This is a genomic window from Chryseobacterium sp. PvR013, from assembly GCF_017833095.1.
Lineage (GTDB): Bacteria > Bacteroidota > Bacteroidia > Flavobacteriales > Weeksellaceae > Chryseobacterium > Chryseobacterium culicis_A.
Genome location: NZ_JAFIBT010000001.1, coordinates 2,042,548 through 2,055,243 on the forward strand (window position 1 = coordinate 2,042,548; position 12,696 = coordinate 2,055,243).

Here is a 12,696-nt window from a genome sequence, read left to right on the forward strand (position 1 = left end):
ACTTATAGACAGTCTCTTTTTTTGTTTAAATATTTTTTTACTTTCTGTATGGAGTTCCTTCTCCGGTTTCCAGAAACTTTGTCAAACTGCCGAGAAACTGCCGCCAGCCATTTGAGCAGATCTCATAACATTCAATATTCGGATTCAGTCCGATATGGGTAAGCATCAGTACACTACTGTTTTCCTTTTGTTCCATTTCCCAGACGATCGTTGTACCAATCCATTCTGTCTGATTTTTTAATTCAGGAAGAGCAATCAGTGAATCTTCAACCCACCACACAATTTTTGTATTGTGAATCAATTCCTTTACCCGCATTGTTTTGTGAATTTGGTCTCCAAATCTTATGGTGAAAAGATTTCCAGCCTCCGAAGATGAACCTTCAAACAATTCAGTCCACCACAGAGGAATTTCCTGGGTCAGCGCATGATAAATTCTATCTGCAGTACTGTTGACCTCAATTTCATGTATATAATCCTCAACATTATTGGTATTAATTGTTTTCATAAAATATTGTATTAGGTAGTACAATTTTATGACATTTACTGTAAATCAGGCTTTTCATAGGACAAGAAATAGAGTATCACATCAAGACAAGGTTTAAAATCTTGACAGGGTTCACAATCGTACTTTTTATCAGCTGCAAAAAAACTACTCATTCTTCATAAGATACTGCAAAGGGGTTGAGCCTGTATGTTTTTTGAAAAATTCAATAAAAGCGCTGTCAGATGAAAAGTCTAAAATATGCGACACCTCTCCTATTGAATTACCTTCCACCAAAAGCTCAATCGATCGCTGCAGCCGCCATTGCTGCCTCCATTTCTGATAAGACAGTCCGGTTTCCTTTTTAAAGATACGGCTGATTGTTTTCTCTACTGCTCCTGTTTTTTCTGCAAGATCTTTCAACATGGGTGGTATAGACTTGCGCAGTGTCCATTCTTCAACTGTTTTTTTAAAGCGTCTGTCCTGAGGCATTTTAAGTTCCAGTTTTTCTTCCGGAGCCATACTCATTTCGTCCCAGAATACTTTTAAAAGATTCATTTGATTATTACCCAAATCCGACCACTCCCAAAAACAAATTCTTTCTATAATCTCTTTTAGCAAAGCGTTTACATGAAGAACCTTCAGATCAGATGTCATATATTTTTTTGAATAATTTTCATCAAAATAAATTGATCTATAGGCTACAACATTCCGAAAATTGACCCGATGAACCTCATTGGAAGGAATCCATAGCATACGGAACGGAGGAAGAACCAACTGTTTATCAGAAGTAGTAACCGTCATACAGCCAGAGGGAGCATACAACAGCTGAGCCTTCGTTTTATGATAATGAAAGCCAGAATCATGCATCACCATATCAGAGGCTATTCCTATTACTTTCTCCTGAATAGAATCAGCATTAAATTCTTCATTTTGCTTCAGTATAGCCATGTCCTATTTTTGATACTTTTTGTTTTTATATCATTATAAATATACCTTGTTTTTTTGGAAACTTTGCAGAAAAAAATGAAAAAGACAAATCCTATCTGGCTATTGACATTGCTTGTAATGCTTCCACAATTTGTAGAAACCATTTACAGCCCTGTTTTACCGATGGTACAGCAACAGTTCGGAGTAAAAGAAGAAGCTGCTACTCTGACGATCAGCCTGTATTTTATAGCATTTGCCCTGGGCGTGGCATTTTGGGGTGTACAGTGTGACAGAATTGGAAGAAAAAGGTCATTGGAATATGGTCTCATCACCTATGGAATCGGCACCTTGGCTGCAGTTTTTGCTCCTAACTTTATGATTCTTCTTGGTGCCAGAATTATTTCAGCATTTGGAATTTCCGTAGGGTCTATTGTGACACAAACTATTTTAAGAGACAGCTACAACAAAGATAATATCAGCAAAGTATTTTCCTGGATTGGAATTGGTTTATCCATAAGCCCTGTAGTGGGAATGATTACCGGTTCTGTATTGGCTTCTTCTGTGGGACATCAGGGAGTATTTATAACATTATGTTTGCTGGGAATATTATTCTTCGCTCTTTCAAAACAAAAAATTTCCGAAACCCATCATTCGGTAAAAGAAATTAATGCAGGTACTTTAATCAATTTATTAAGAAGAATGCTTCATGATAAAGCCATTATCAGATGTTGCTTATTAATCATGAGTTTTAATGTCCTGTTGTTTTCATACTATTCACTGGCTCCTTTTATCTTTAAGAAATACCATTATTCCTCTTATGTTTTTGGATATAGCAGTGTTATACTGGCATGTGGAACATTCGCCGGAGCAAAACTCAACAGATCTCTGATATTAAAGAATATACAACCTAAATATTTAGTTAAAGCAAGTACATTTTCAGCATTTGTCGCTTCTATTTTCGTATGGATTCTGTCAAGCACAGGAATTTATTTTTTAATTCCTTATTTTTTCATTGTAATGGCCTTTAGCATTGCGATTCCAAACATCCTGAGTACAGCCTTAATGAATTATAAAAATGAAACAGGAAGTGCAGGTGCTTTATTAGGACTGATTTATTATGTTCTGATAGGCTCCGGGCTCGTAAGTATTGGCTTTATACAGAATCTTGGAATTTCATGTATACTGTTTTCAGGTATAGGAGTTTGTACCTTATTGTTCTTTGAAAATAAGAAACATTAAGTTTAACTATTTTTTATTAAACTTAATGTTTCAACTATTTTTATTCTTCTACTGTATAAAACTGTACAATGCTTCAAAAAATTTCGGATATACTTCTATATGAGGAAGATGACCTACATGATCAATCTCTACCAACTTTGAATCTGTAATTTCACGCTGGGTTTTCTTTCCCAATTCCTGATATTGCCCCATTTTCGGTTGAAGCTCCTTTGGTGCTCTGTCTTTTCCTATAGCTGTTCTGTCTCTTGTTCCAATGATAAGCAATGTAGGAACGCTGATATTTTTAAATTCATAACATACCGGCTGGTTGTAAATCATATCTGAAGTAAGTGCTGCATCCCAGGCTACCTGAGGATACTCTTTATGAAGTGTCCATCCGGCAATTAAATCAAGCCAGGGTTGATATTCTTCTTTCCATTTGTTGTCATAATAGAATTTCAGCTGATAGTTTTTATAAGTGTCAGCTGTATTTTTCAGTTCAGCCTGATATGCCTGATCAATGGTCTGATAGGCTGCAAAAGTCTTATAATCTTCCAGTCCAATCGGATTCTCAAGAATCAGTTTTTGTACTTTCTCAGGATACAGTAATGTAAATCGGGTCGCCACCATTCCTCCCATGGAATGCCCCAAAACGATAGCTTTATCTATTTTCAATTCATCGAGAATTCCTTTTGTATTTTCCGCCAGCTGTGAAAAGGAAAACTGGTAATCATGAGGTTTCGAAGACTTTCCAAATCCTATCTGATCAGGAATTACCACTCTGAATCCTTTAGCAGAAAGGTCTTTAGCTGTTCTTTCCCAATAAGCCCCGTTAAAATTTTTCCCATGAAGAAGCATGATTACTTTTCCATTGGATTTCTGTGGCTGTACATCCATATATGCCATTTTCAAATCTTGCCCCTGAGATTTGAGCGTAAGAAAATGAACTTCATAAGGATATTGATAATCGGAAAGCATTGCATCCAGAGGTTTTACCTGCGAAAACATAAAACCGGAGACCGTAAAAGTAAAAACAGTCATTATATTTCTGAAATATTTCATGAAACTTTTATTTAAAGATTAAAATTAAAAAAACCGCTCCAAAAGGAACGGTTTCAACTGTTATTTTTAGTTAAATATTTTTTAGATAATTATGCCATTGAGATATTTTTTCCTTTTTTTGAAGGCAAATTCATCAAAACAATCGCAAAAAGAATCAGGACAATTCCTACCCATTGGATGAAAAATACTTTCTCTCCCAGTAACACAAAAGCCATGGTTACGGAAACCGGAAGCTCCAGTGATGAAACGATACTTCCCAACCCTAATCCTGCATTTGGAAATCCAACATTGAACAGAATTGGCGGGATAATTGTTCCAAAAAGAGCCAGTACCAATCCATACGTGGGAAATATTGAATAATTAAATGAGTGGATATGTTCTGTATTATCAGTAAAATTCAGGTATAATGATTTTAAACCATCAAAATACATGGGTCCTATCTGGGCAAAGAATAAAAATGCAAATACCACTACTGAACCTCCTGCCAGCATAATAATACTCTTCCTGAAAACCGGAAGATGGGTTGCCAGCGTATTGGATGTAAACATTGTCAGGGTGTATGAAGCAGCTGCCATCAGTCCCCAGAAAACTCCATGCCAGTCCAGTTCTATTTCCATATTGATAAGATTCGTTGCCAGAACGGTTCCCAGCAATACAATAACTACAGAAACAACTTTCTTCGCGTTGGGCAGTTTTCTTGTGATCATACTTTCCACCACTACACTGAACCATACCGACTGCATCAATAATACAATAGCAATCGATACATTGATATATTGTACCGCAATATAATAGAACAAACTTGTTCCTCCCAAAGAAGTTCCTGCAAGCAAGAGCATTCTTACTTCTTTAGAATTGGGCATCGATAATTTCTGTTTTGAGGTTAGGGTTTGAATAAGATTAAGGATCAAAAGCCCTGTCAAACCTAATACGAATTGGGAAGTAGTTACTTCTGAGGTTGTAAAACCATCATGGTAAGCCATTTTCACAAAAGTGGCCAACATACCGTATATACTAGCTCCAATCCCTACAAATAAAACACCTTTTAGTATATTTTTCTTCTTCATAATTTTTTTAACAGCCTGCAAAGGTACGACATATAAATTAAACCATTCTGAAGTGTACTACTGATAGATAAATAAAATCGCCACAAGCAAGCTTGTGGCGATTTTTTAAATTGATTATAAAAGTAAATTATTTTTTAACCATTACTTTCGAAGCAGCTTCGAAACCTAGTCCTTTGATTTTAACCATATAAGTTCCGTTAACAAGATTGCTTGTTGAAATTGCTTTTTTAGCATCTGGTGAGATTTTATCTTCTGTAGAAACCAGTTTACCAGACATATCATAAAGTTCTACACTTACTTTTCCAAGGGTATTGCTTGGGAATTTAATATAAAACTCGTCCTTAGCAGGGTTTGGATAGATAGAAATATCCTTGTTCTTATTTGCATTTACATCATTGGTAGCCAATAAACATGCTTCCGGTACATTAAAGTCCTGAACCTGATCATTAATATTATTCTTCACTCCTGCTGAAGCATTCACTCCTAAACCTCTTCTTGCGAAAACGCCCCAGATCATACATTTATCAACCCCCGCAGTTGTTGCCAACTCTGCAGCCAATATTGCATTTCTTCCTTCAATAAAGCTAGGATTACAACCCTGAAGTTTCAGAGCGTCTGTTACCAACTGTAATACTTTTGTACTTCCGTTTGGAGTTGTAGATAATACATCTGAAGAATAACCATATTTTTCAACATATTTCCAGTGAAGATCCCATAGCATCGTTGCCCAGACAAAACCGATAGAGTGTACATCCGGAACCACTGCTGATCCGTTATTGTATTCCATTCCGTTAGTATCTCCGTAGGTAAATCCGTTAACAGCAAGGCTTGTAGAATATTTTGCAGGTCTGATACCAGCTCCTGTTATTGCCTGGCCTAATGCATAAGTACCTGTACCTCTTGCTACCGTAGCATTATCGCCTGCTTTATTAGTTAACATTAACGCGAAGAAATCAGACCAGCCTTCTCCCATTTGTTCTTTGCTCACTCCTGAATTCAGACAGTTGTATCCTGTACCTGTCATTCTGTTGGATATTCCGTGACCATATTCGTGAGTTACGATTCCGTTATCAAAACTTCCGTCAGGAGTCATATTTCCTTTTAAGGTAACGTTTACTGTAGTACTTGCTGCAAGCTGAGTTTTGATATATTCCCCTTCTGCATTGTTAATAAGTACTGAAGAAATCGTAATTGTAGGATCATTACCCGCCATATTTCCTATCGTAGCACCATTTGCAACGTTATTATATACAATAGCCGCTTTAGCACCTGCATCCTGAAGGTTTTTCACTTTAACAGCAAAGGAACATGTTCCTCTTTCAACCAGTCCTATTTTATTAGTCAATGAACTTGCAGGCAATGCTGTACAACCATCCAAAACTGATGAAAGTGCTACATCTCCTGTTATTCCGTTCATAGGTAATGGAGCTCCAAACTGTGCAGTTCCGGCTCCCGGTGTACGGGAAACAGCCGCAGTAGGTGCATTATAATAAAATACTCTTCCCACCGGAGACCAAAGATACATCTGCATTTTGCCATTATAACCATCCTGTCCTGACGAGAAATTCGCGTTATTTAATCCGCTTCCATCCTGCGCTTCAGCATATACAGAGTCATCATCTCCTCCTACAGGCCCATTACCAAAGTTGTTCTGCTGGAAATTTCTTGCAGATTCTGTAAATCCGAATTTATAGAAAACATCATGAATTCTATTATTCAGATAAAATAAATTCGTAATAGCAGCATTCCTGTTGTTTAATGGAGTTTCATTGATATTAAAAGGGAAATCAAAATTTCTTGTTGCTCCACCATCTGCCGGAGCTCCTGTAAGATAATCAGGTGCTGTTAAAGCTGTTCCTGCAGCATCTTCATAGGCAAAAACATTATTTCCTCTGGTAACAGTATAATGATTAGTTCCGTCAGAATGCCATCCTTCAGGGGAAGCACTCAGAATCCAAGGATTCGTAATGACCGATCTTGAACCAAAAGTAGGTGCTTCAATAGGCAATGGAAATACATTATATGATGCATTATCCGGTAAAAGCAATGGAATATTATTCTGTGCTAGGTTATTTTGAGGACCAACTAATGTATTTTCAAAATGATCAGCATGGCTGTATTCAGTATCGGAACCATAAGCATCATGATGGAAATTACAAGACAATGTCAGGTTACTTTTCAAAAGGATATTTCCATTGTTGGCATCTACCAAAATATTCCAGAAATTCGGAGATTTAGGCTCATTTAAAGTATATTCATATGCCAGACGAAGGTTTCCGCTCTCATCATTCATATACACCAGTCTTTGATTGGCTGATGTAGCTTTCTTTTGCGTCTTTTCAAGATATTCAAGAATGGTGAAGTTTGCAATATCAGGGTTTTTAAGATCTTCAGCAATTTTTTGAAGCGCTGTATTTTTATTAATTGCAGCTGTACCAGATGTAGAGGTAGTATAATCTTTTACAAAATTATCTGTGTAGTAAACAATTTTATTGTCCTGAATCAATGCTGTTCCTACAGAACTGTATACAGGTAAACCTTTATACGTCTGTAAAAATTTAACAACATTACCATTCAATGATTTTGAAGGATCTACATTATCAACAATGATATTATTCAGATCAGACTTTTTATATTCCCTTATTTTATTTTGAGAAATATAATCCTTAATCAGTTTTTCATTATCCTGTCCGAACAATATTGTCGGAAACGCAGAAAATACTGCAAATAAAAGTGGTAAAGCTTTGTTTTTCATATCCATTATTAAAGGCGCTAATCTACAAATAATTCACATAACTTCATTACTTTTTTTGACAAAAATAAAAATATAAATAAATACCAATAGAAAGGATAAATTCAAAACTGTTTTACATATTTCTCAATCAAGAGAACCCTATATTATATTTGTGTTTGTCTGATTATGTTTACCTCGTTTTTTGCTTTTTAAAGTTTAAATATTTCGTTAAACCTATCAGGTAATTTATATAAACTCCCGATCTACAACTCATCCAATTTTAATGTTTTTTTAATATTTCATAAAAAAAACTTCTTTACTTTCAATGCATTAAAAGATATATGATAATCATACAATATAGACCCATAAAAAAAGCCGCTCAAATGAGCGGCTCCTTATCTATAAATGGTTCAAAGATTATTTACCTTCTTCCATTTTTCTTTTCAACTCTGCTAATGCATCGATGTCTCCAAGAGTAGATCTTTCTTCGTTGTTAGAAGAAGAAGATACGTTTCTAGAAGAAGATTCTTTAACGTTTTTCTTTTCTTCGTCTCTGAAGATACCTGTGTGAGATACTACTACTCTCTTGAATTCTTTGTTGAATTCGATTACTTTGAATTGAGCATCTTCACCTTTTTTGATTTTAGATCCATCTTCTTTCTCTAATAATCTTGAAGGACAGAAAGCTTCAACCTCAGCATCTTCGAATTGAACAGAAGCTCCTTTATCGTGAACTTCTACAGCTTTACCAGCGTGGATAGTTCCTTCAGCATATTTAGTTTCGAATTTATCCCATGGGTTTTCAGTCAATTGCTTGTGACCTAGAGATAATCTTCTAGCTTGGATATCTAATTCAAGAACTACAACGTCTAATTTATCACCTACTGCGCAGAACTCAGATGGGTGCTTGATTTTCTTAGTCCAAGAAAGATCAGAGATGTAGATTAATCCGTCGATACCTTCTTCTAACTCTACGAATACACCAAAGTTAGTGAAGTTTCTTACCGTTCCTACATGCTGAGATCCTACAGGATACTTAGCTTCGATGTTTTCCCATGGATCTTTAGACAATTGCTTGATACCAAGAGAAATTTTTCTTTCTTCTCTATCTAAAGTTAATACTTCAGCTTCTACTTCATCACCTACTTTTACGAAATCTCCAGCAGATCTTAAGTGAGTAGACCAAGACATTTCAGAAACGTGGATTAATCCTTCAACACCTGGAGCGATTTCTACGAATGCACCATAGTCAGCAAGAACTACTACTTTTCCTTTTACTTTGTCACCTACTTTCAAGTCAGCAGAAAGAGCATCCCAAGGATGAGCTTCTAATTGCTTCATACCTAATTGGATTCTTGTTTTCTCATCATCGAAATCAAGGATTACAACTTTCACAGTTTGTCCGTCTTCCAGGATTTCAGATGGGTGGTTCACTCTAGACCAAGAAAGGTCTGTAATGTGGATCAATCCATCAACACCTCCTAAGTCAATGAATACACCGTAAGAAGTGATATTCTTAACAGTACCTTCAAGAACCTGACCTTTTTCAAGCTGAGCGATGATTTCTTTTTTCTGACCTTCGATATCTGCTTCGATCAATGCTTTGTGAGATACAACTACGTTTTTGAACTCAGGGTTGATTTTCACAACTTTGAACTCCATAGTTTTTCCTACGAACTGATCGTAATCTTTAATTGGCTTAACGTCAATTTGAGAACCAGGTAAGAATGCTTCGATTCCGTGAACGTCAACGATCATACCACCTTTAGTTCTAGATTTAACAAAACCGTTAACGATTTCCCCAGTTTCGTGAAGTTCGTTTACTTTATCCCAAGCTTTAAGCGTTCTAGCTTTTCTGTGAGATAACTGTAATTGCCCAGTTTTGTCTTCTCTCTTGTCAACCATTACTTCTACCTCGTCACCTACTTTAAGGCCTTGGTTGTAACGGAATTCGTTTAGAGAGATAACACCTTCAGATTTGAAGTTGATGTCTACGATAGCTTCTTTATCAGTTAATCTTACAACTTTACCAACTAAAACGTCGTTATCGTCTAGGTTGTTTAAAGATCCGTTGTAGATTTCTTCTAAATCGCTTTTTTCTTTTCTCGCATCTGCATCAAGACCTGATTCGAATGAATCCCAATCAAATTGTTCTGGTGCTACGTTTTGGTTTAATAAAACCTCTGCTGAATTTGTCTCTTTTGACATTTTCTAATAAAATTTGTATTCCTTCTTTTTTAATGGTTTGAATAAATGCGGATTAAAAAATACGGAAGTAATTAATTGTAAGTAATTTACCTATCAAACCTTTTCGCCACAAAAGTGGGTGCAAAGATATGAATTTTATTTAAAATAAGCAATAGATTTCAGCACGCTAATATTTAACTTATGTATTTAAAAATCAACACCTTCATTAAAAGAATGCTTCAACTGCGCTCAGCATGACATTCTAATATTAACGGTCCTAAATTTAGAATGAAGCAATATATGTTGTCTTGTGAGCATACACTGAAAGTTTACGAACGCAGTTCACGAATCATCTACAATAGATAGAAGATAAAATGAGATTCTTCATTTCGCTACGCTTCATTCAGGATGACAGTAACACCGAATTAAAGAGCAACGTTTTTCTATTCCTCTCAAACTCTTCTACAATAAAATGTTACTACTCCAGAACTCTCAAATCCTCAAACTCTCCCACATATCCCCCGCTTAAATTCATTACCTTTGCAGCATGGAATTACAGCCGATCTATCAAAAACTGCAGATTCAGGATATGAATCAGATGCAGAAATCTACTTATAAAGCGTCCGAAAACAATACAGACATTGTTTTACTCTCTCCTACAGGATCCGGGAAAACGCTTGCCTTTTTATTTCCTGTTTTGAGGAATCTGAAAAAAAATGTTCAGGGAGTTCAGGCATTGATATTGGTTCCTGCCAGAGAACTTGCTTTGCAGATTGAACAGGTTTTTAAATCGATGGGAACAGATTTTAAAGTTTCTGTCTGCTATGGAGGGCATGATAAAAAAATCGAGGTTAATAATTTAATTGAAGCTCCTGCTGTATTGATTGGAACTCCCGGAAGAGTTGTTTACCACTTAAGGAATAATAACTTTGATCCGAAAACAATTAAAACCTTAGTTCTTGATGAATTCGACAAAGCTCTGGAACTGGGTTTCCATGATGATATGGAATTTATTTCCCATTCTTTACAAGGACTTTCTCAAAGAATTTTAACTTCCGCCACCGCCATGGATGAAATTCCGGCCTTTACGGGATTAAAAGATGAAAAAGTAATCAGTTTCCTTAAAGAAAATGATATAAAACCAGATCTTCAGCTGAGAAAGGTAATGACTATTTCTGAGGAAAAACTGGATACCCTTTTTAATCTGGTTTGTAAAATCGGAAATAAGAGAACTTTAATTTTCTGTAATCACCGTGATGCTGTAGACCGTATCTCTGAGCTTCTTCACCAGATGGGAATTGACAGGGAGACCTTTCATGGTGGTATGGAACAGGATGAAAGAGAACGTGCTTTGCTAAAATTCAGAAATGATTCTGCAAGGATTCTTATTACCACAGATCTGGCTGCCCGCGGACTTGATATTCCTGAAGTAGAATCTATCGTTCATTATCAACTTCCGCCAAAAGAAGATGCCTTCATCCACAGAAACGGACGTACAGCAAGAATGAACGCCAAAGGTTTTGTATATCTGATTATGACTGAGGAGGAAAATTTCCCATTCATTAAAAGTAATACTCCCGAAGAAAGTGTTGCCGGATTTACTAAAGTTCCACAAAAAACACCTTTCCAGACCGTTTACATCAGTGCAGGGAAAAAGGATAAGGTGAATAAAGTGGATATTGTAGGGTATTTACTCAAGAAAGGAGAACTGCAGAAAGAAGATGTGGGAATTATTGAAGTAAAAGATACTACTTCTTATGTTGCTGTTTCCAGAAATAAAGTAAATGCTCTTTTAAGAAAACTTCAGAATGAAAAACTGAAAGGAAAGAAAGTGAAAATGGAAGTTGCTTATTAAACCACAAAAGTCACAAAAGTTTTTTTAAGTTGATACTTTGTGCATATAAAGTTCACATAAGTTTGTGAAGATTTTCAATTTTCAAAGATAAAGTAATTACCCGTGTGAGAATTCCCCTCCTCCGGAGGGGTGGCAAAAATTCTCTGAATTTTTGCCGGGGTGGTTTCAACAAACATAAAAAGAGCTCTGAAATTTCAGAGCTCTTTTATTATAAAGATATCACAATCTTATTTTATTCCTCTCACCCTTGTCGGAAAAGTATATACAGATTTTGAAGCAGTAATGAAGAGTATGTTATTATTTTTCCCACCGAAAGTGACATTGGAAGTCCATTTTTCAGGGATAGAAATATGATAAATCTTCTTTCCTAAACGGCTGAAAACATGAACACCATCTCCTGTCAGATAAAGATTCCCGTGTTTATCCAGCTCCATTCCGTCTGATCCCATTTCGCAGAACAGTTTTTTCTCAGACAATTTCCCTTCACCAAGTATATCATACACATACGTTTTACCGGCATCAATATCAGAAATATACAATTTCTTTAATTTTTCACTTCCTACAATTCCGTTGGGTTGTGTGAAAGTATCCAGCTTAGTAACCTTTCCTGTTTTATCTCTGTAATAAAGGCTCTTATGCTGAATTTCCTGTTTAAACCCAATCCAATAGTCTCTTTCGTACAAAGGATCGGTAAAGTACATTCCTCCCAATTCATCATTCCAGACATCATTAGGGCCGTTCAGTCTTTTTCCTTCAAACCCTTTAAGCAGCACTTCTACTTTTTTATCTTTTGAAATTTTCCAGATTTCCCCCTGATCGTCAGAACAGGTAATCAAATACCCGTCTTTGTCAAAGTGGGTTCCGTTTGCTCTTCCTGTTTTATCTAAGAATTCTATCACCTGATTGCTTTTCCAGTCCCAATAATAGATCTTATCATTAGGCTGATCGGTAAAGTAAACATTTCCCTCTTTATCTGCTGATGGTCCTTCAGTGAAACTGAACTTATCGGAAATCATTTCCGGCTGTACTCCTTCATAAAACATTTTACTATAATTTACTGATTGGCAGTTTACCAATGCGAAAACCAAACCAATCATACTTATTTTAAAGATATTCTTCATACTTCATTTTTAAGACTGCAATTTACGATATGAGCAAAAGG

Annotated in this window: 9 protein-coding genes; 2 read left to right on the forward strand and 7 right to left on the reverse strand. The window is 36.0% G+C overall.

Annotation, left to right across the window (positions count from 1 at the left end; translation table 11 throughout):
• Positions 1-37: 37 nt before the first annotated feature.
• Complete coding sequence (locus JOE44_RS09055) at positions 38-505, reverse strand: SRPBCC domain-containing protein (protein WP_209785297.1); 468 nt, start codon at positions 503-505, stop codon at positions 38-40.
• Positions 506-649: 144 nt separating this feature from the next.
• Positions 650-1,432 carry a helix-turn-helix transcriptional regulator gene (locus JOE44_RS09060; RefSeq protein WP_209785298.1) on the reverse strand — a complete coding sequence of 261 codons (783 nt, stop codon included), beginning with the start codon at positions 1,430-1,432 and terminating at the stop codon, positions 650-652.
• A gap of 75 nt (positions 1,433-1,507) precedes the next feature.
• On the opposite strand from JOE44_RS09060, the gene JOE44_RS09065 reads away from it, so the two are divergent.
• Positions 1,508-2,650, forward strand: a complete 1,143-nt coding sequence (locus JOE44_RS09065; RefSeq protein ID WP_209785299.1) for an MFS transporter — start codon at positions 1,508-1,510, stop codon at positions 2,648-2,650.
• A gap of 48 nt (positions 2,651-2,698) precedes the next feature.
• Here JOE44_RS09065 and JOE44_RS09070 read toward each other — a convergent pair whose 3' ends face one another.
• The 4 genes from JOE44_RS09070 to rpsA all read right to left on the reverse strand — a co-directional run bounded on the left by JOE44_RS09070 (position 2,699) and on the right by rpsA (position 9,700).
• Positions 2,699-3,691: an alpha/beta hydrolase gene (locus JOE44_RS09070; RefSeq protein WP_209785300.1), complete on the reverse strand. Its 993-nt coding sequence runs from the start codon at positions 3,689-3,691 to the stop codon at positions 2,699-2,701.
• A gap of 89 nt (positions 3,692-3,780) precedes the next feature.
• Positions 3,781-4,758 (reverse strand): EamA family transporter, encoded by a 978-nt coding sequence (locus tag JOE44_RS09075; RefSeq protein WP_209785301.1) that lies wholly within the window; start codon positions 4,756-4,758, stop codon positions 3,781-3,783.
• Positions 4,759-4,885: 127 nt separating this feature from the next.
• On the reverse strand, positions 4,886-7,513 hold the full coding sequence (locus tag JOE44_RS09080) for a T9SS-dependent M36 family metallopeptidase (protein WP_245169746.1): 2,628 nt from the start codon (positions 7,511-7,513) through the stop codon (positions 4,886-4,888).
• Positions 7,514-7,909: 396 nt separating this feature from the next.
• Positions 7,910-9,700, reverse strand: coding sequence for a 30S ribosomal protein S1 (gene rpsA / locus JOE44_RS09085; protein ID WP_149834761.1), 1,791 nt, complete (start codon positions 9,698-9,700; stop codon positions 7,910-7,912).
• A gap of 526 nt (positions 9,701-10,226) precedes the next feature.
• On the opposite strand from rpsA, the gene JOE44_RS09090 reads away from it, so the two are divergent.
• The gene (locus tag JOE44_RS09090) at positions 10,227-11,534 is read left to right on the forward strand and encodes a DEAD/DEAH box helicase (RefSeq protein WP_209785303.1); all 1,308 of its coding nucleotides are present in this window, start codon (positions 10,227-10,229) and stop codon (positions 11,532-11,534) included.
• Between the two features lie 227 nt (positions 11,535-11,761).
• Here the strand turns inward: JOE44_RS09090 and JOE44_RS09095 are convergent, their stop codons facing one another.
• Complete coding sequence (locus JOE44_RS09095) at positions 11,762-12,655, reverse strand: SMP-30/gluconolactonase/LRE family protein (protein WP_209785304.1); 894 nt, start codon at positions 12,653-12,655, stop codon at positions 11,762-11,764.
• Between the last annotated feature and the right edge of the window lie 41 nt (positions 12,656-12,696).